The sequence below is a fragment of the Nocardia concava NBRC 100430 genome (assembly GCF_000308815.1).
Lineage (GTDB): Bacteria > Actinomycetota > Actinomycetes > Mycobacteriales > Mycobacteriaceae > Nocardia > Nocardia concava.
The window spans coordinates 121,893-140,392 of sequence record NZ_BAFX01000124.1; the positions used below are offsets into that span (position 1 = coordinate 121,893).

At 68.4% G+C, this 18,500-nt stretch carries 21 protein-coding genes and 1 pseudogene; 12 read left to right on the forward strand and 10 right to left on the reverse strand.

What is annotated here, in order from left to right; all coding sequences use genetic code 11:
- Positions 1 to 14 precede the first annotated feature (14 nt).
- Positions 15 to 704, reverse strand: a complete 690-nt coding sequence (locus ON43_RS29640) for a response regulator transcription factor (RefSeq protein WP_040812943.1) — start codon at positions 702 to 704, stop codon at positions 15 to 17.
- Between the two features lie 331 nt (positions 705 to 1,035).
- Here ON43_RS29640 and ON43_RS46890 point away from each other — a divergent pair, with 331 nt between their 5' ends.
- From ON43_RS46890 to ON43_RS29665, 5 genes are read left to right on the forward strand one after another with little or no spacing between them, the layout of a single operon-like run.
- Positions 1,036 to 4,077 (forward strand): sensor histidine kinase, encoded by a 3,042-nt coding sequence (locus tag ON43_RS46890; protein WP_040812790.1) that lies wholly within the window; start codon positions 1,036 to 1,038, stop codon positions 4,075 to 4,077.
- The gene (locus tag ON43_RS29650) at positions 4,074 to 4,484 is read left to right on the forward strand and encodes a roadblock/LC7 domain-containing protein (protein WP_040812791.1); all 411 of its coding nucleotides are present in this window, start codon (positions 4,074 to 4,076) and stop codon (positions 4,482 to 4,484) included. Before ON43_RS46890 ends, ON43_RS29650 begins: the two co-directional genes overlap by 4 nt.
- Positions 4,485 to 4,495: 11 nt before the next feature.
- Entirely contained in the window at positions 4,496 to 4,873 is a 378-nt protein-coding gene (locus ON43_RS29655) for a DUF742 domain-containing protein (protein ID WP_040812792.1), read from the forward strand.
- Positions 4,854 to 5,549: a GTP-binding protein gene (locus ON43_RS29660; RefSeq protein ID WP_083913824.1), complete on the forward strand. Its 696-nt coding sequence runs from the start codon at positions 4,854 to 4,856 to the stop codon at positions 5,547 to 5,549. Before ON43_RS29655 ends, ON43_RS29660 begins: the two co-directional genes overlap by 20 nt.
- A gap of 17 nt (positions 5,550 to 5,566) precedes the next feature.
- Positions 5,567 to 6,313 carry an MHYT domain-containing protein gene (locus tag ON43_RS29665; protein WP_040812793.1) on the forward strand — a complete coding sequence of 249 codons (747 nt, stop codon included), beginning with the start codon at positions 5,567 to 5,569 and terminating at the stop codon, positions 6,311 to 6,313.
- A 102-nt stretch (positions 6,314 to 6,415) separates the two neighbouring features.
- On the opposite strand, the gene ON43_RS29670 is transcribed toward ON43_RS29665, so the two are convergent.
- Positions 6,416 to 7,216: a VOC family protein gene (locus tag ON43_RS29670; protein ID WP_040812794.1), complete on the reverse strand. Its 801-nt coding sequence runs from the start codon at positions 7,214 to 7,216 to the stop codon at positions 6,416 to 6,418.
- Positions 7,217 to 7,379: 163 nt separating this feature from the next.
- Between ON43_RS29670 and ON43_RS29675 the strand changes: the two genes are divergently transcribed.
- Together ON43_RS29675 and ON43_RS29680 are read left to right on the forward strand one after the other, a co-directional pair.
- Positions 7,380 to 8,408 (forward strand): DUF1906 domain-containing protein, encoded by a 1,029-nt coding sequence (locus ON43_RS29675; protein ID WP_051179429.1) that lies wholly within the window; start codon positions 7,380 to 7,382, stop codon positions 8,406 to 8,408.
- A gap of 325 nt (positions 8,409 to 8,733) precedes the next feature.
- Positions 8,734 to 8,958, forward strand: a complete 225-nt coding sequence (locus ON43_RS29680) for a hypothetical protein (protein ID WP_040812795.1) — start codon at positions 8,734 to 8,736, stop codon at positions 8,956 to 8,958.
- 19 nt (positions 8,959 to 8,977) lie between these two features.
- Here ON43_RS29680 and rpmF read toward each other — a convergent pair whose 3' ends face one another.
- Genes rpmF through mrf form a run of 3 tightly spaced genes read right to left on the reverse strand, consistent with a single transcriptional unit; the run spans position 8,978 to position 10,732 of the window.
- Positions 8,978 to 9,151 (reverse strand): 50S ribosomal protein L32, encoded by a 174-nt coding sequence (rpmF, locus tag ON43_RS29685; protein ID WP_040812796.1) that lies wholly within the window; start codon positions 9,149 to 9,151, stop codon positions 8,978 to 8,980.
- Between the two features lie 2 nt (positions 9,152 to 9,153).
- On the reverse strand, positions 9,154 to 9,438 hold the full coding sequence (locus ON43_RS29690) for a type B 50S ribosomal protein L31 (RefSeq protein WP_040812949.1): 285 nt from the start codon (positions 9,436 to 9,438) through the stop codon (positions 9,154 to 9,156).
- A 4-nt stretch (positions 9,439 to 9,442) separates the two neighbouring features.
- Positions 9,443 to 10,732 (reverse strand): ribosome hibernation factor-recruiting GTPase MRF, encoded by a 1,290-nt coding sequence (mrf, locus tag ON43_RS29695; RefSeq protein WP_040812797.1) that lies wholly within the window; start codon positions 10,730 to 10,732, stop codon positions 9,443 to 9,445.
- A 112-nt stretch (positions 10,733 to 10,844) separates the two neighbouring features.
- Between mrf and rpmB the strand changes: the two genes are divergently transcribed.
- Genes rpmB through rpsR form a run of 4 tightly spaced genes read left to right on the forward strand, consistent with a single transcriptional unit; the run spans position 10,845 to position 11,878 of the window.
- Positions 10,845 to 11,081, forward strand: coding sequence for a 50S ribosomal protein L28 (gene rpmB / locus ON43_RS29700; RefSeq protein ID WP_040812952.1), 237 nt, complete (start codon positions 10,845 to 10,847; stop codon positions 11,079 to 11,081).
- Between the two features lie 11 nt (positions 11,082 to 11,092).
- On the forward strand, positions 11,093 to 11,263 hold the full coding sequence (gene rpmG / locus ON43_RS29705) for a 50S ribosomal protein L33 (RefSeq protein WP_040812798.1): 171 nt from the start codon (positions 11,093 to 11,095) through the stop codon (positions 11,261 to 11,263).
- 22 nt (positions 11,264 to 11,285) lie between these two features.
- Entirely contained in the window at positions 11,286 to 11,591 is a 306-nt protein-coding gene (gene rpsN, locus ON43_RS29710; protein WP_040812799.1) for a 30S ribosomal protein S14, read from the forward strand.
- A gap of 32 nt (positions 11,592 to 11,623) precedes the next feature.
- A complete protein-coding gene (gene rpsR, locus ON43_RS29715) occupies positions 11,624 to 11,878 on the forward strand; it encodes a 30S ribosomal protein S18 (protein WP_011211513.1) in 255 nt (84 codons plus the stop codon).
- Between the two features lie 175 nt (positions 11,879 to 12,053).
- On the opposite strand, the gene ON43_RS29720 is transcribed toward rpsR, so the two are convergent.
- The gene (locus tag ON43_RS29720) at positions 12,054 to 12,617 is read right to left on the reverse strand and encodes a LysM peptidoglycan-binding domain-containing protein (RefSeq protein WP_040812800.1); all 564 of its coding nucleotides are present in this window, start codon (positions 12,615 to 12,617) and stop codon (positions 12,054 to 12,056) included.
- 215 nt (positions 12,618 to 12,832) lie between these two features.
- Between ON43_RS29720 and ON43_RS29725 the strand changes: the two genes are divergently transcribed.
- Positions 12,833 to 13,291, forward strand: coding sequence for a hypothetical protein (locus tag ON43_RS29725; RefSeq protein ID WP_040812801.1), 459 nt, complete (start codon positions 12,833 to 12,835; stop codon positions 13,289 to 13,291).
- A gap of 93 nt (positions 13,292 to 13,384) precedes the next feature.
- Here ON43_RS29725 and purH read toward each other — a convergent pair.
- The 4 genes and pseudogenes from purH to ON43_RS29745 all read right to left on the reverse strand — a co-directional run bounded on the left by purH (position 13,385) and on the right by ON43_RS29745 (position 18,326).
- Positions 13,385 to 14,960 (reverse strand): annotated as a pseudogene (gene purH / locus ON43_RS29730) (bifunctional phosphoribosylaminoimidazolecarboxamide formyltransferase/IMP cyclohydrolase).
- On the reverse strand, positions 14,957 to 15,613 hold the full coding sequence (purN, locus tag ON43_RS29735) for a phosphoribosylglycinamide formyltransferase (protein WP_063712652.1): 657 nt from the start codon (positions 15,611 to 15,613) through the stop codon (positions 14,957 to 14,959). Before purN ends, purH begins: the two are co-directional and overlap by 4 nt.
- Before the next feature lie 79 nt (positions 15,614 to 15,692).
- Positions 15,693 to 17,198: a cell division protein PerM gene (locus tag ON43_RS45110; RefSeq protein WP_040812803.1), complete on the reverse strand. Its 1,506-nt coding sequence runs from the start codon at positions 17,196 to 17,198 to the stop codon at positions 15,693 to 15,695.
- A gap of 120 nt (positions 17,199 to 17,318) precedes the next feature.
- The gene (locus ON43_RS29745) at positions 17,319 to 18,326 is read right to left on the reverse strand and encodes a DUF5336 domain-containing protein (RefSeq protein WP_040812805.1); all 1,008 of its coding nucleotides are present in this window, start codon (positions 18,324 to 18,326) and stop codon (positions 17,319 to 17,321) included.
- Positions 18,327 to 18,500: the final 174 nt, after the last annotated feature.

Genomic DNA, 18,500 nt, shown 5'->3' on the forward strand with positions numbered 1-18,500 from the left:
CACGAGCTCGGCTCCTAGGGCGGGGTTTCGCGCAGCACGTAGCCGACGCCGCGCACGGTGTGGATGAGTCGCGCTTCACCGTCGGCCTCGGTCTTGCGGCGCAGGTAGCCGATGTACACCTCGAGCGCGTTGCCGGAGGTCGGAAAGTCGTAGCCCCACACCTCTTCCAGGATGCGGCTGCGGGTGAGCACCCGGCGCGGATTGGCCATCAGCATTTCCAGCAGCGAGAACTCGGTGCGGGTGAGGCTGATCGGGCGCTCGCCGCGCAGCACCTCGCGGGTGACCGGGTCCAGCGACAGGTCGGCGAAGGTCATGGCCTCCGAGGCGGCGTCGACCGGATCGGCGGCGGTGCGGCGCAGCAGGGCGCGCAGCCGGGCCAGCAGTTCCTCGAGCGCGAAGGGCTTGGGTAGGTAGTCGTCGGCGCCGGCGTCGAGCCCGGCCACTCGTTCGGAGACCGAATCCCGTGCGGTGAGTACCAGAATCGGCAGATCGTCGCCGGTGCTGCGCAGGCGGCGGCACACCTCGAGGCCGTCGAGCCGGGGCATCATGACGTCCAGGACGAGAGCGTCGGGTCGCTGACTGGCGGTCTTCTCCAAAGCGTCCAGACCGTCGACGGCGAGGTCGACGGTGTACCCGTTGAAGGTCAGCGAGCGACGCAGCGATTCACGAACCGCGCGGTCGTCGTCGACTACCAGAATGCGCATGACAATCAGTCTGCCCACAGCGACTGAGAGGTGACTGAGAAGGTCCCCTTCGACACGCCGGGCAAGTGAGGAAGCTGACCTGCGTGTTTCCCGGAGGCCCGATGCGGAGTGGTTGCGGTGTCACCCAAATCCACGCGAAAAACGTTGGGGCAAGCCCTCATTCGGAAACTAAACCACCGAGTCGCCCGAATTGCCGTTACTCAGCTCACGCGGTATGTTGCAGGCCGTAAAAGAAGACCTCTAGTTGGTTCCGCGCGGGTTCGACCCCAAAGCCGTACAACCGCATACGTACCCGGGGGTCAAACGTGAAAGCGGAGGCGACGGAAGCGGGATGGAAGCAGCACCCCGGTCCTGGCAATTCAGCCTGTCCAACTGGCCCGTAACCCGCAAAGTCGGGATCGTGCTGGTGCTCCCGGTGCTCCTCGCCGCGACGTTCGCGGTACTGCGCATCAACAGCGAATTGCAGACCATTTCGAAATTGAGCGCGGCGACCGACCAGATGGACGTCATGCACGCCACGGTCGGATTCATCACCTCCACCAACGAACTCGCGGTCGCGGCCATCTCCGGCGGCAACCAGGACGTCGACCCGGCGCTGGACGCGGCCACCGCCAAGTTCGATCAGGCGACGGCCGTCATGGACACCGCCATCAAGGCCTCCAACGCCGATCCCGGCGTGACCAAGGAGCTCGGCACCGCCATCGCGGTGGCCAAGACCATGCGCAACACGTTGCGCACCAGCTCCCCGCAGACCATCGGCGATCAGGCCGACGAGGTCCAGACCCGGACCCAGACCGCGCTCACCAACGCGCCCACCGTCGGCGACCTCCGGGTGCAGCAGTCCTTCCTGCAGTACGGCGCCGCGCTCACCGCGGCGCGGCTGCTGACCCAGGAGCGCGTCATGCTCGCGGTGCCGGGCGCGGGCAACAACCCGGCGCTGCGCACCAAGCTGCTCACCGCCATCGGCGCCGAGATCACCATGATCGAGGTGTACCGCGGCCTGGTGCCGGACGCGGCCGAGAACGCCAACGTGCTCAAGGACAGTGCGGGCGCGCGCGTCGGCATCCTGATGCAGAACGTGCCCGACGCCGGCTCCCTGCCGGCCATGCAGGACTCGCTGCGCGCCAGCGCCGACGCCTACAGCAAGGAAGTCCAGCAGGTCGCGGACTCCATGGGCGACAAGCTCGCCCAGCTCACCACCGAGGCCCGCAACAACGTGCTGCGCGATACCTCGATCGTGATCGGGATGCTGCTGGCCGGTCTGGCGCTGGCCCTGATCGTGGCCCGCTCGCTGGTCGTCCCGGTCCGCCGTCTGCGGCGAGATGCGTTGCAGGTGGCCCACATCGACCTGCCCCAGGAGCTCGAGGTGGTGCGCGCCGGCGGCGCGACCCCGGAGATCACCCCGGTCGACGTGCACACCACCGAGGAGATCGGCCAGCTGGCCCGCGCCGTCGACGACATCCACTCCCAGGCGTTGCACCTCGCCGCCGAGCAGGCGCGACTGCGCCTGCAGATCGGCAACATGTTCGAGACCCTTTCCCGCCGCAGCCAATCCCTCGTGGAGCAGCAGCTGGGCCTGATCGAGGAGCTCGAGCGCGACGAGGACGACTCCGAGCGCCTGCAGTCGCTGTTCCGCCTCGACCACCTCGCCACCCGCATGCGCCGCAACGGCGACAACCTGCTGGTGCTGGCCGGAACCGCGCTGCGCCGCGGCCATCTCGCGCCGGTGCCGCTGTCGGACATGCTGTGGTCCTCGGTCTCCCAGGTGGAGGACTACCAGCGCGTCGAGATCGGCACCGTGCCCGACGGCATCGTCGCCGGTGAACCGGCCGTCGATATCGAGCATCTGCTGGCCGAGCTGATCGACAACGCGCTGCGCTACTCCCCGCCCACCACGCCGGTGGCGGTGTCGGTGGCGCGCGCGGTGGACGGCGGCTACCTCATCGAGATCACCGACCGCGGCCTCGGCATGAACGCCGAGGACCTGCAGGGCATCAACGACCGCCTGGCCTCCGGTGGCGAGGTCAATGTCGAGACCGCCCGCCGCATGGGTCTTTTCGTGGTCGGCCGCCTGGCCAAGCGGCACAACATCACCGTGAGCCTGCGCCGCACCTCGGCCATGGTGCAGCAGCCGGGCATCACCGCCAGCGTGCACCTACCGGGCAGCCTGGTCTCGCCCGCGCCGGAGCGCGGCGGCGACCCGACCGGGCAGTACGCGGTGCCGACGGCGCTCCCGGTGCCGCCGGGGCAGAATCCCTTGGCCACCGCGCCGAATCCGCTGTTGGTGACCGGTCCGAATCCGTTGGCCTCCGGGCCGGTCGGCGTGCCGATGGGGCCGATCTCCGCGCCGCAGCCGGTGATCGCGCCGCCGCGGCTGACGCCGGTCCCGAATCTGCCCGAACCGGTTCCGGCCACCACCGGACGCTTCACCACCAGTTCCGGCCTGCCCCAGCGCAAGCCGGGGGTCGATACCGGTGAGCAGCCGGCGGTGCCCGTCTTCGGCGGCGAGCTTCCGGTTCGCGGTCAGCTTCCCGTCCGGGGCGAGCAGGCACCGCAGGATCGCTTCTCCGACGGCTTCACCGACGCGTTCACCGAACCCGACGAGGCCCGCGCCTACGGTGTGACGGCACTGCGTCCGGAACCGGAACCCGAGCCGGCCGCCGCGCCGATGGACTTCTGGGGCGAGGTTCGCGCCACCGATCCCGCCGAGGATATCCCGGAGCCGGTCGCACCGATCACCGGCGGCGGCAACAACTCCGGCTACGGCTTCAGCGCCGAGGCGGAGAGCGCGGGCACCTCGTTCGGCAACGGCTACAGCGCTTTCGGTACCGGCGAGCACCCCGTGGCCCGCCCGACCGAGAACGGTTACGTCATCGGCGACCCCGCCGAGGATGTCGCCGAGGCCCCCGAGGTCGTCGAGGCGGCCCCGGAAGCCATCGAGGCCCCGGAAGGGAATGCCCAGACCGACAGTGAAATTCGCGGCAATGACGCCGCACCCGCCGCGCAGCGGCAGGCCGCGCCGCAGTCCGGGCTGCGTCCGGTCGGGGCCCCGACCCCGATCTATCAGCGCATGGTCTCCGAGTGGCTGGTCGAACCCGCCGCCGCGGAGCAGAACGGCGCGGCATGGTCGTCGAACTCGGACGCCGGCTGGGCCGCGGCCGAGGAGGCGGCCAACCCCACCAGTAGTGACCGCACCCAGGGCGGGCTGCCGATTCGGCGGCCCGGAGCCCAGCTGGTGCCCGGCGCCGTCGCCCAGGAGGACGACGGCGAAGGCCGCAATCCGGAAGAGATCCGCAACAGCCTCAGCAGGCACCTCAGCGGCGTCCGTTCCGGGCGCGCCGACTCCCAGTACAACGACGGAGGGCATGCATGACCGACACCCAGAGCACCACCACGGACGAGAATCTGAACTGGTTGGTCACCCGCTTCACCCGCGAGGTTCCGGGCGTCTCACACGCCGTCCTGGTCTCCGCGGACGGCCTGCTGCAGGCCACCAGCCCGCATCTGCCGTCCGATCGCGGTGAGCAGCTGGCCGCCGTGACCGCCGGTCTGGCCAGCCTGTCCGCCGGCGCCGCACAGCTTTTCGAGGGCGGCAAGGTGATGCAGTCCATCGTGGAGATGCAGCGCGGATACCTGCTGGTCATGAGCGTCGGCAATGGCTCGCACCTGGCGGTGCTGGCCAACAAGCAGCACGACATCGGCCGCATCGGCTACGAGATGGCGCTGCTGGTCGACCGGGTCGGGTCCGTGGTCTCGGCCACCGCCCGCACGGCCTCGTAGATGAGCCGCCGATGACCAATCCCCTTGGCGGTGGCGGCAATCGGCCACCGACCACACGTGTTCGTCCCTACGCGCTGACCTCCGGCCGCACCGAACCCGCGGTCGAACTGCCGCTCGAGGCGGTCGTCGAAACCCTGTCCTACACCGCCCATTTCGATTGGCCCGCGGGTGACGTGCGCACCGAGATCCTGCGCCTGGGCACCGCCCGGCTCTCGGTCGCGGAGATCGCCGCGCACCTGGGACGGCCACTGGGCATGGTCCGGGTCGTGATCGGCGATCTCGTCGTCGCCGGAACGCTGCGCGTGCATTCGACTTTGAGCGATCAGGCCACCTTCGACGAGCGTCGCTCCCTGATGGAGAGGACCCTGCATGGACTCCGCGCCCTTTGATGGCGCAGGGTACCCCGGTGGCCCGCACGGGGCCCCCGCGTACACGACCGGGCAGTTCCCCAACCCGGCCCTGCAGTACCCGCCGCGACCGGGCGAGGAGGCCCGCACCGCCTCGACCAAGATCGTCGTAGCGGGCGGATTCGGCGCGGGCAAGACCACTTTCGTGGGCGCGGTCTCGGAGATCGTGCCGCTGCGCACCGAGGCCATGGTGACCGGCTACTCGGACGGGGTCGACGACCTCGCCGCCACGCCCGGTAAGGAAACCACCACGGTGGCCATGGATTTCGGGCGCATCATCCTGCCCGGCAACCTGGTGCTGTACCTGTTCGGCACGCCCGGGCAGCGGCGGTTCTGGTTCATGTGGGACGACCTCATCAAGGGCGCCATCGGCGCGGTGGTGCTGGTCGACACCCGCCGCATCGAGGACAGCTTCGCGGCCGTCGACTTCTTCGAGGCCAAATCGCTGCCGTTCCTGATCGCGGTCAACCGCTTCCCGGACGCGCCCCGCTTCCCGGTCACCGAACTGCGCGAGGCGCTCAGCGTGCGCGAGGGCGTGCCGATCGTCGACATCGACGCGCGGGACCCGGCCGAGGTGCGCCGCTCTTTGGCCGCGGTCACCGAGTACGCGATCGAAAGGCTGATGGCGGCGCAACGCGAAAACGCCGCTCGCGGTTAGGTAGGGGGAATCACCGGATGATCTATTTCTCGATGGGCTACTGGGTCATCGCGCTGGCACTGATCGTGTCCTTCGCGGGGGCCGCCTGTGGGCTGGCATGCATTCGCCAGTCCACCAAGTCGGTGACCCAGCGCTTCCGGCTGGTGTGGCAGTTCGTGGCCGCGGTCTCCATCGGCGGCGTCGGCGTCGCCATGCCGATCTTCGTGTCCATGCTGGGTTTCGACATCAAGGGCACCCAGCTGCGCTACGACAATGTGTCGATCACGCTGTTCTCGGTGCTGGCCGCGGCGACGGTGTTCATCGCCATGCTCATCAACGGCAAGCGGCTGGTCTGGTGGCGGCTGCTGATCGCGGCGGCCGTGATGGCCTTCGGCTTCGGCGACGTGCACCTGTTGCTGCTGAAGGCGATTCGCATCCAGGGCACGGTGGACACCAGCCTGGTGGCCACGGTCGCGGTGTACGTGATCGCCTTCGTGCTCTCGGCGCTGACCCTGTGGTTCAGCCTCTGGGTGTCGTCGGTGCCGCTGGTGCTGCTCGGCGCGGTGGTGTACGCGATCCTGGTGACCGGCATGCACTACGCCGGGCTGACCGGGCTGCAGGTGCACGTGGACCCGTCCAAGTCCACGCCGCAGGGCAATGTGCTGTTCAACTTCTTCGTGCCGTTCTTCATCATCGGCACGCTGTCGCTGGCGATTCCGATCACGGCCATCCTGGTCGCGCCGGACCGCCGCGAGGCGCGGGCGCCCATGGCGGCGGTGCGCTGAACCGCCTGCCGCTCTCGTCATTCCGGCGTGCTTTTGGCCGGAATCCACTGCATGACGGTGGATCCCGGCCAAGAACACGCCGGGATGACGAAGCCGTCTGTCTCAGTCGGCCGTCGGCGTCTCCGCCGTGGTGGTCGGATCGAGCAGGCCGAACAGTTCGCCCTGCGGCGCGGCCATGATGGCCATCCGGCCGAACGGCCCGTCGGTGGCCGACATGAGCACGGTCGCACCCAATTCCACCGCGTGCGCGATGCCGGAGTCGATGCCCTCGAACTGGAACCAGGTCAGCCAGTAGGGCACCTCGGCGGCCACGCCGTTGACGCTGTCGTCATTGATGCCGCCCACCGCGTCGGTCCCGCCGGGCGGGGTGAAGGTGGCGTATCGCATGGCCTCGTCGTCGAATTCGGTGAAGGTGAAGCCGAAGACATCGCCGTAGAAGCTCTTGGCCGCCTCGAAATCGCCGGTGTGCAAGTCGTTCCAGACGTAGGAGCCGTGCTCGTTGTAGACCGCCGCGCCGTCGTGCGCCCGCGCCTCCCACACCGCGAAGGGCGCGCCCGAGGCATCCGCGGCCACGAACATGCGGCCGAATTCCATCACGTCGAAGGCGGGCACCAGCAGGCTGCCGCCCGCCGCGGTCACCTGTTCGGCGCTCTTGTCGGCATCGGCCACCGCGAAATACGTGGTCCACACCGACGGCACCCCCACCTCCGGTTTGGGCCCGATCCCGGCCACCGCCTGCCCGTCCCGTAGCCCCATCAGATAGCCCCCGGCGTCCTCCCCACCGCCCTGCATGGTCCAGCCGAACAGCGCGGAATAGAACTCCCCGGCCTTCACCGGATCGTCGACCTGGCAGTCGACCCAGCACGGTGTGCCGGGCGGCCACGCCTCGTTGCGTACAGGCATCGATCTTCTCCGTTTCTGAAAAACCAGTGACGCACATCACAAATTGCCTCCCAGTCAACCACTCTCGAACGATCACCGCGACGGTTCGCGGCGCGTCACCTTCCGGCGGGCAAAACGGTCAGAGCGGCACATTGGGCCCACCTCGCGAATTACAGTGAGAGGCATGCGTTTCGGGCTGGATTACGCCGCAGGTAGGCCCGCCCCCAGTGCCATCAAAGCCGCCGGGTACGACTTCGTCGTCCGGTATCTGTCCGACGGCGGTCCCACCCTCCCGGGCAAACTGCTCACTCCGGCCGAAGCGGACGACCTGCGCGCACAGGGCATTTCGATTGTTTCGAACTGGGAGACCACGGCCGCGCGCATGCTCGACGGCTACGGCGCGGGCGTCACCGACGCGCGCGCGGCGCTGGCCCGGGTGCTGCGCTGCGGCGGACGGGCGGATCGGCCCATCTACTTCTCCGCCGATTTCGACGCCACCCCTCAGCAGCAGGTGCCGATCAACGAGTACCTGGACGGGGCGGCCAGCGTCATCGGGCGCGCGAATGTCGGTATCTACGGCGGCTTCTGGCCGGTGAGCCGGGCGCTGGACACGGGCACGGCCAGCTGGGCGTGGCAGACGGTGGCCTGGTCCGGCGGGAATATCGATCCGCGCATCTCGATCTATCAGACCGGCGAGCAGGTCGTGGTCGACGGCGTGGAATGCGATGTGAACCAAACCGACCGAGCCGATTTCGGCCAATGGGACGTAGAAACGGAGGAACCGGACTTGACCCCCGAACAGGACCAAGTGTTGCGCGATATCCAGACCCAGTTGCGCGGCCCCGGCCTCAACGGCTGGCCGCAATTGGGCAAGGACGCACAGGGCCACGATCGGACGGTGGTGGATGGGCTGGCGGCCGCGCTCGCCGAGATCGACGAACTGCGCACCGAGATCAGCGATCTGGAGGCCACGACCGCCGAGCTGAAGGCCGAGGTGGACCGGCTGAGCGGCGGGCGGCACTGGCCGTTCCCCTTCTCGCTCGTGGAGGGACCGGCCACCGCGTTCGCCGATCAGCTGGCCCGGCTGGAACAGTTGCTGCCGGGTGTGCCATTACCCGGTTGGGGCACCGGACCCGACGGCCATTCGGACGAGTCGGTAGAAACTGGACAAGCTCCGGTTGCGGGCGCGCCGAATCCGCCATCCAGCAACTGAATTGGTCGATTTGTCGGATTTTATCCGGAGTGTGAATGCCGGCCGAAGAGTCCGCGTATGGCGGCCGAACACCCGCTGAACTGGCCCTGAAGTGGCGATGAGCGGGTTCTTCTGTGATCAGAAGAACCCGCCCTCAAGGCACGAGGATACCGTCGCCAGGCCACGAGTTCACAACTTTAGGAAGACTTTTTCGCACTCCCGAAACAATCGGACGGCCGATTCACGTGTCCGCAACACTCGAGCAGATCTCTGGTGGGACAGCAACTTCGGGGCTATTGTCGGCGTCGTCCGATCTCTTGCTCAGTTCCAGACGAAGGAGGCCCCCGTGGCCGTCAGCGTGGTTCTCGACAAAGCTCTCGACAAGGCATACGAAACGAAGTCCCTCGACGACATCCTGGCCGCGCCGCCGTCGGCGCTCGCCGGATTGACCGAGAAGCACGACGCCCAGCTGCTCGAGGCGCTCGGCGTGAAAACCATTGCCGATCTCGGCAAGAACAAGTACTTCCGCCTCGCCGCCACCCTCGTGGACCTGGCGACCAAGGAAGGCTGAGGTTCGGCGGCCTGATCGGTCAGATCTTCCCCGGATCGATCAGGCCGCGCTCCACCGCCCGCGCGAGCCGGCGCGGAATCCGGTACTCGACTCCCCCGACCTTCACCGGAATCAGATCCGGCGGCGTCGCCTTCCATTGCGAGCGCCGGGCGTGGGTATTGGCCCGCGACATTCTGCGCTTGGGTACGGCCATTGTCAGTTCTCCTTATTGGTAGGCGAATTGTGTCCGCCGCGAACGCGTTTGCCGTAACGGCGCTCGAACTTCTCGACCCGGCCCGCGGTATCGAGCACGCGCTGATTGCCGGTCCAGAACGGATGCGAATCCGAGGTCACATCGACGACCAGCAGCGGATAGGTATTGCCGTCCTCCCATTCGATGGTCCGGGTGGACACCGCGGTGGATCGGGTCAGGAAGCACTTTCCGGTGCTCACATCCTGGAAGACCACCGGATGGTAATCGGGATGGATTCCCTCTCTCATCACTTCACCTTTCGTTGTTTCGGGTAGCGCCGTCGCCGGCGACGGGCGTGGATCGGGTGGTGTCGCACGGTTCTTCGTGCTGATCGCCGAACGGGTCCGCCCACAGCGCCACCCGCTCCGGCGCGAAACGCACCTGCCGCAGTTCGTCCTCGTCGACCAGCGCCCAGTGCAGCGCGTGGCGGATCTCGTCGGCGTCGGCATCGGCGACCAGGATCACCAGTGAGGAGTGCCGGTCCCCGAACTCCTCGTGCCAGCGCAGCGAGGCCAGCGTGCGGCGCTCCGGATCGACCTCGTCGAGTTCCCGGGATGTCATGGCCGCCAGCCACTTTCCCGCGCCGCCGACACGGAGGCCGCCGCCCGCGGACTCCAGCCACACCACCTCGTCGGGCTGGGTGGCCAGCCAGACCCGGCCCCGCGCGCTCACCACGCCGTCGAGCAGCACGTCGATGGCCGAGTGCAATCGATCCGGATGGAAGGGGCGGTCGGTGGCGAATTCCACCAGTGCCACACCGCAATCCGGCTCCAGCGGCGGCTGACCGCCCAGCAGCGGGGCGTGCGGATCGAAGGCCGCGCCGCGGCGGGCATCGGCGGGCACCCGGCGCAGCAGCCAGGTCAGGTCCTCGGTGTCGAGCACCTCGGGCGCGGCGACCCAGCTGATGGGGGCGCGCGGGGTCAGCCGCACCAGCACGGCATTGGTGCGCTCGCGCTCGACCGGATCGGCTCCGCCGTCGAAAACCACCAGGGCATCGGCGAATTCGACCTGACCGACGGCCAGCTGGGCCACGGTCCGCTCATCTTCGGCGGTGGCGTGGCCGCGCTCGGCGAGGGTCTCGTCGCCGGTGGCGTCGGCCAGCCAGTCCCGGCTGTCGACGCAGGTGAGCACGGTCTCCACGCGCACGCTACGCCCGGCCGGGCCGTCCACGCGGCCCACGACCCCGGTCACCACCACGTCATTGATGGCCTGGCACACCGCTTCCGCCTCGAAGGCCGGATCCAGCGCGAGCACGATGCGGCGCACCGAATCCCGCTCGGCCAGCAGGCACAGGAACGGCAGCAGGTCGGCGCGCAGCGTGCAGGAGACACAGCCGTGCGCGAGTTCCAGCACCGAGATGTCCTCGCGGCCGTCGAGGCGGACGGTGCGGCGCACCACGCCCTCGCGCAGTTCGCTCAGATCGTGGCGGACCACCACCGTGCCGGGCTCGGACCCGAGCAGGCGGGCGGCCCGATCCACACCGTCGGCGGCGCGGCCGGGGAGCCCCGCGAGTACGAGCACGGGCTTGCGTTGGGACGGCACCGGTCCCCCTTTCGACAATGATTTTCAATTACCGACGAGTCAATGTACCTTGGAATAACTTCGTTGTCGAAAACGATTATCAGTAACGTCCACCACCCGGAAGGGAGTGCCCATGTCGGCCATCTGCCAGGTCACCGGTCGAAAGCCGGGCTTCGGCAAGTCCGTATCGCACTCGCACAAGCGGACCAACCGGCGTTGGAACCCCAATATCCAGCGCAAGACCTACTACCTGCCCAGCGAGGACCGGCGGATCACGCTGACCGTCTCGGCCAAGGGCATCAAGACCATCGACCGCGACGGCATCGAAGCGGTCGTCACTCGCCTGCGGGCGCGCGGCGAGAAGATCTGAAAGGGAAGAAGATGGCCTCGAAATCGACCGACATCCGGCCCGTCATCAAGCTGAAGTCCACGGCCGGGACCGGCTACACCTACGTCACCCGCAAGAACCGGCGCAACGATCCCGACCGGATGGTCCTGAAGAAGTACGACCCGGTCGCCCGCAAGCACGTCGACTTCCGCGAGGACCGCTGACCCCTCCGGGAGGAGCAACGATATGGCGAAGAAGTCGAAGATCGTCAAGAACGAAGAGCGCAAACTGATCGTCGCCCGCTACGCCGAACGGCGAGCGGAACTGAAGGAGATCATCCGCAAAACGACCAGCAGCGACACCGATCGGGCGGCCGCGCAGACCGCCTTGGCCAAGCTGCCGCGCGATGCCAGTCCGGTACGATTGCGCAATCGGGACGCCGCGGACGGACGCCCGCGTGGTCATCTCCGAAAGTTCGGTCTCTCGCGTGTGCGAGTACGCGCGATGGCCCATCGAGGTGAACTGCCCGGTGTGCACAAATCGAGTTGGTAAGCATCCACGATTCGTGAGTGAGGAACGCTGACATGGCAGTGAAGCGAGCACCGTCGAAGAAGGTCCGTGCCGAGCAGGCCCGTCGCCCGAAGAAGAACCCCCTGATCGCCGCGGGCATCGAGACCGTCGACTACAAGGACGTGAACCTGCTGCGCACGTTCATCTCCGACCGCGGCAAGATCCGCTCGCGTCGCGTGACGGGCCTGACCCCGCAGCAGCAGCGCCAGGTGGCGGTGGCGGTGAAGAACGCCCGTGAGATGGCACTGCTTCCGTTCACGAGCCGGTAGCTCACACACTTTCGCCGGGCGAAATACCTAGAGTTGAAACAACTCTCGTAGCTCTCAGGGGTTCCCCCTGAAACCCCGACAGTGGCGGAGCGCTACCCACCCACCCAAACATGAAGCCCCCGAGTGCTTTTGCACTCGGGGGCTTCATTTCTCGCATGCGTAGCGAAGCTGCGCCTTACGGGATGGTCAGGACCTGGCCCGGGTTGATGGCATCCGGGTTGTCGATGCCGGAGGCGTTGGCGATCTCCTGGTAGCGGTTGCCGTCGCCGTAGAAGCGCTCGGCGATCGCCCACAGGGTGTCACCCGGCTCGACGGTGTAGGTCTGGGCGGCCGGCGGCGGCGGGGGCACGTCCTCGACGACCGCGGCGGCCTCGGTCTGGACCGGCTCCGGTGCGGGCAGCGGGTTGTCGGTGTTGGTCTCGGAGGACCACAGCGCGCTGCCGTCCTTGCCGTACAGCACGACATTGCGGTCGGCCTGGACGACCAGACGGTCCGCGTCCTTGCCGTTGGTCTCGGTGGACCAGGCGGCGCCGTCACCCTTGTAGAGCACGAGGTTGCCGTCGTCTTGCAGGGCCAGCCGCTCGACGCCCTGGCCGTGGGTCAGGGTCGACCACACGACGTTGCCATCCGGCTCCGAGAGCACCAGATTGCCATCGGGTTGCAGCGCGAGGGTGTAGGCACCACCCGTCAGCGACTCCCCAGCCTTGAGTTCTTCTCCGACCCTCAATGTGTCGCCCACGGTGTGTCCTTTCGGGAGATGGTGATCATAGGTAAGGCGATGGCACGGAAGTGCATTGGCGCATCTGAATCGAGATTACTCACGTTGCACCGGTCAGCGCAGGGATACGCGCCGGGTCTGCGAAGATTTCGGCGTGTCGTCGCCAGAAATTCGCCAAAGTAAGGGATCGCGCGCGCGGAACCATCCGACCGGTCCCTGCCGTTAGGGTGTCAGCCATGACCGGGACAAGGGGACGCCGCCTGATCGCTGCCGCCGCGGCCGCATCGATCGGGCTCGCCGTGACGGGGTGCGGCGACTCGAAAGACACTGGCGGCCAAGCGAAATCCAGCACCGCCAGCAGCGCGACCAGCACGCCCACCGAGGCACCCAACGGACAATTCGGGCGGCCCTTCACGGCCGACCCCACCATCGTCAGCCCGCACAGCATCTCGTTCGACAGCTGGACCCGGCTGGCCCCCGACAAGATCGCGGTGAACTTCCAGACCGGCTCGCCGGAGTGCTACGGCATCGACGCCACCGTCACCGAGACCTCGTCCAGCGTCACCGTGGATCTGAAGTCCGGCACGCTGCCCACCGCGGTCGGCAAGATGTGCACCATGATCGCCGTATTCGGCACGCTGGAGATCCCGTTGAAGGCCCCGCTGGGTGATCGAAAAGTACTGAGCGCCAAATAGATATCGCGATGCACGAAGGGTGCGGATCGCCGTCGCGATCCGCACCCTTCGTGAATGACGTTGTGCCGCTTGCTCAGTGAGCTGTGACCTTGCTCAGTGAGCGAAGTGGCGCGACCCCGTCAGGTACAGCGTGACCCCGGCCTCGCGGCACAGGTCGATGGTGTCCTTGTCGCGGATCGAACCGCCCGGATGCACGATGGCGCGCACGCCCGCGGCGACCAGGATCTGCGGACCGTCCGAGAACGGGAAGAACGCGTCGGACGCGGCCACCGAGCCCTTGGCCCGATCCCCGGCCCGCTCCACCGCCAGCTTGCAGGAGTCGACCCGGTTGACCTGGCCCATGCCGACACCCACGGCCGCGCCCTCGTCGGCCAGCAGGATGGCGTTCGACTTCACGGCCCGGCAAGCGCGCCAGGCGAATTCGAGATCGCGCAGGGTGGCCTCGTCAGCGGCCTCACCGGCGGCGAGGGTCCAGTTGGCGGCGCTGTCGCCATCGGCGTCGAGGATGTCGCGGTCCTGCAGCAGCACGCCGCCGCTGACCGGGCGCAGCTCCGCGCCCTTGCGCTGGGCGGGCTGGGCCACCAGCACGCGGACATTCTTCTTGCGCTGCAGCACTTCCACCGCGCCGTTGGCGTAGCCCGGGGCCACGATGACCTCGGTGAAGATGTCGGCGACCTGCTCGGCCATCTCGACGGAGACCTCACGGTTGGCCGCGATCACGCCGCCGTACGCGGAGACCGGGTCGGTGGCCGTGTGCCTTGCGGTGCGCCTCGGCGATATCCGCGCCGACCGCGATGCCGCACGGGTTGGCGTGCTTGATGACCGCCACCGCCGGCTCGTCGAAGTCGTAGGCGGCGCGCCAGGCGGCATCGGCGTCGGTGTAGTTGTTGTACGACATCTCCTTGCCGTGCAACTGCTTCGCCTGCGCCAGCCCGGCCGGACCGGCCTCGTTGACGTAGAGCGCCGCGCCCTGGTGCGGGTTCTCGCCGTAGCGCAGCACGTTCTCGCGGTTCCAGGTCGCGCCGATCCACGCCGGGAACTTGTCCGCCGCTTCGGTTTCCGGAGCGACGGCCGGGACGGCGACGCTGGTCATCCAGCTGGCGACGGCCACATCGTAGGTGGCGGTGTGCTGGAAGGCCTTGGCGGCCAACGCGGTCCGCTGCGGCAGGGTGAAACCGCCCTGCTGCACGGCCGCGATCACCTCGGCATAGTCGCCGGTGTTCACGACCACCGCGACCGACGGGTGGTTCTTGGCGGCGGCGCGCACCATGGACGGCCCGCCGATGTCGATCTGCTCCACGCACTCGTCGACGCTCGCACCCGAGGCGACGGTCTGGGTGAACGGGTACAGGTTCACCACGACGAGCTGGAACGCCTCGACCCCGAGCTCGACGAGCTGGTCGACGTGCTCCTCCTTGCGGGTGTCGGCCAGGATGCCGGCGTGCACGCGCGGGTGCAGGGTCTTGACGCGACCGTCGAGGGTCTCCGGGAAACCGGTCAGGTCCTCGACCTTGGTGACCGGGATGCCGGCCTCGGCGATCTTGTTGGCGGTGGATCCGGTCGAGACCAGCTCCACGCCCGCCTGATGCAGGCCTTGGGCCAGTTCGATCAGACCGGTCTTGTCGTAGACGCTTACGAGGGCCCGCTTGATCGGCTTGCGTTCACTCACCGGAGAACTCGCTCATCTGGGATAACTGCCTTTCGTCCATCGGAGACAATGCCTCGGGTAGCGACGGCGGCGACGACCTCCGCCAGCAACCGCCGCTCCACGACCTTGATGCGCTCGTGCAGGCTGTCCTCGTCGTCGTCGGGCAGCACGGTGACCGCCTCCTGCGCGAGGATCGGCCCGGTGTCCACACCCGAATCGACCAGGTGCACGGTCGAACCCGTGACCCGGACGCCGTAGGCGAGCGCGTCCCGCACCCCGTGCGCGCCCGGGAACGCGGGCAGCAGCGCGGGATGGGTATTGATGATGCGACCGCCGAAGCGGTCCATGAACGTGGGCCCGAGGATCTTCATGAAGCCCGCGGAGACCACCAGATCGGGCTCGAACGCGGCGACGATCTCGGTCAGTGCGACATCCCATTCGGCGCGGTTCGCGAACTCGCCCAGCGCGACCTTGAACGAGGAGACGTCGAAGGCCTCCGCGTGCTCGACGGCGGGGCAGTCACGATCCACTCCGACGGCGACGACCTGCGCCGGATAGCCCGGCGTCCGGGTCGCCTCGAGCAGTGAACGCAGCAGAGATCCGGTGCCGGAGGCCAGCACGACAACGGTCGCGGGCGCGGTCGGCGGCAGCAGCTGGGCGGGCGTGGACGTCAGCGCACTACTCCCTGGGTATCGGAGCGGGAAGGGACGGCGGGGCGAATCCGCCGCCTAAAGAGTAACTATCGCCCGATTGCTACTTGTCCGGCAGGTCGCCTTCTACCACTTCCGCGTCCACGATGTCGGAGTTCTCGACGGATTTCACACCGGCCGCGGCGACGTCCTCGTCCTGGTCCTCGACCAGTTCGGCCTCCAGCGCGCCGTCCAGATCGGACTCGTCGTACCAGCCTCCGGTCGCGGCGCGCGCGGTCTCGTCGTCCTCGTCCTCGTCCTCGTATTCGTCGTCGTAGTAGTCGTCGTCCTCGTAGTAGTACTCGTCGTCGGCGTAGACCTCGTCGTCGTAGTACTCGTCATGGGCGAGCACCGCCGGACCGCCGAACCACCGCGCGCCCACCATGCCGACGTATCCGGCGACGGCCACCCAGACGAAGACCAGCGCCGCGGTCACCAGGGTCGGCGCGATCCGGCCGAACGTCCCGAGCTCGCCCCCGGCCATCGCGCCGAGCAGCGCCACCGCGACGGCCGCGACCCCGGCGGCGGTCAGCGTCGCCCACGGCGCGGCCGCCCGATCCCGCGACGTACGAGCACAATCCAGGCCCGCGAGCGCCCCGGCGGCAGCGGGCACCACCAGCAGCGCCAGCCACCACACCGCCACGGGACCCGACGGCACCGCCGCCGTCACCGGCACCGCGGGCACCGGCGCGCCCTCGATCCGGAACAGGCTCAACGATCCCGGCCCGATCCGCACCTGCCCGCCCGCCAGCACGCTCACCGCGTCGACCGCCACATTCGGCAGGTAGGCCAGCGAGAGCAGCGTCAAACCCAGTACGCCGAAGACACTTCCGTTGGCGGCTTGGTAGGTGTCGCCGATGCGGGACCAGTGGACCAGGAAGGACGCGACGGTCGCGACCGCCCCGACCGCCAGCAGCCGGCCGACGGCTGTCATGCCCGCACGGAAACCGGGAACCACCCAGTCCGGCAGGCGAATCGGCAGCAGATCGGCCAGATCGCGCCAGCGCTGGGACCCGATCCCGACGGCCGCCGCCAGCACGCTGAGACCCAGCACCCAGCCGAACGCAGCCAGGGTGTCGGGCGGCTGCAATGCCACCACCGCCGAGGCGTCGTCCGCGACCGCCAGGCATACCGCCGTGATGAGCAGCGGCCCACCGACCGCCGCGCCGACGACCCAGCCCAATTCCTCTGTCTCGCAATCGGGTCCGGCCGCCTCCGCGCTCTCGCGGGCCACCAGCCACAGCATGATCGCGGTCGGCAGGAGCGGCCACAGCCCGATGCTCGTCTTGCCGATCACCAGCGGAACCTGGTGCACCGCAAGCCAGCTCGCCGCGATCGCCCCCGACGAACCGCTCATCCCGCCGCCCGCCGCGAACAGCGTGCCGTACACCAGGATGAAGATCACCAGCATGGTGATGGCCGAGGGCCGGGCGGCCACCAGCATCAGCACCCGGGCGCGTTCGGGGGTCAGCGACCCGAAACCCCCGCCCCGCCGCCGGACCGGCGGCCGCGGCGACTCCCGTGGATCGGGGTCGCTCAGGCGAGCCAGGGCAGCTTTCGGGGCACTCATGGACAACCAGCGTGGCAGCATCTCGGAAACCGGGGGGTCAGGCGCGCCGGGTGAGAACGGCGGGCGGGCAAAGAGAACGGCCCCCGGCAGACACACCGGGGGCCGTTCCCACGAACCGAATTACTTGTCGTCCTGGCCCGGACGGAAGGCGCGGGTGGCGTCGGCCGCCGGATCCGCGGCCTGTTCGCCGCCGAAGGGCTGCGCCGGGCGCTGCGCCTGCTGGCCGCCGAAGTGCTGGGTGGCGTCCGAGCTGCCCGCGGGCTGCGCCGGCTGCTGACCGTACGACGGCTGCTGGCCGTAGCCCGGCTGCTGCTGGCCGTACGGCTGCTGCGGCTGCTGACCGTAGGTCGGCTGCGAACCCGTGCCGTACCCGGCGGGCTGCTGACCGTACCCGCCCTGCTGACCGTAGGACGGCTGCTGCCCGTAGGACTGCTGACCGGCCTGCTGGCCGAACCCGGGCTGCTGCGGCTGCTGGCCGTAACCGCCCTGCTGGCCGAACGAAGGCTGCTGGTATGACTGCGGCCCGGTGGTGCTGAACGGCTGCTGCGGCTGGCCGTAACCACCCTGCGCCGCAGCCGGTTTCGGCTCCGGAGCCTTGACGATGCCGAGCTCGAACAGCAGCGCCAGCACGGCCACCACCGCCTGCACGAAGCTCAGGAACAGAATCACCCAGCCACCCCACTTCAGCGTGACGCTGTCGCCGAGGTCGAAGGAGCTGAACAGGATGCCGAGGAACGCGGCCAGCGAGGCGGCCGCCACCACGGCGGTATTGCCGGCCTGCTTGGGCAGCAGCGACAGGCCCGCCACCAGACCGGCCACCAGCAGAATGGTCACCAGCGCGGCCGAACCCGCGTTCTCGAACAGGCTGAAGCTGGTGTCACCGCCCACCCGGGTGCCGCCGATCTCGACGGACTTGGTGCCGATGTAGGGCGCGAAGCCCAGCAGGAAGTTGATGACGCCGAGCGCGGCGATTCCAACGGTGAGGAAGAAGGGCAGTCCCTTCCCCGCGACTGGAGAGGTTCCCGAACCGGCAGCGGGAGCGCCTGCGGGCTGCGAGCCGTATCCGGATGCGGAGGAGGGCGTCGGCTGGGGCGCGTTGAATCCCGAGCCCCCGGTCGGGTATGACATGTCGTCGTCTCCTATCGAGTCGTTCACGAACCTCCACCGACGCTACTGCACTTGACGGTCGGGGGCACCATCTACCACCAGCCGTGGCCTTACCGCAATACCTGAAATAACGAACGAAAAGTTCCGGGAAATACGCACGAAGGCCGCCTGTCGAATTCGACAGGCGGCCTTCGT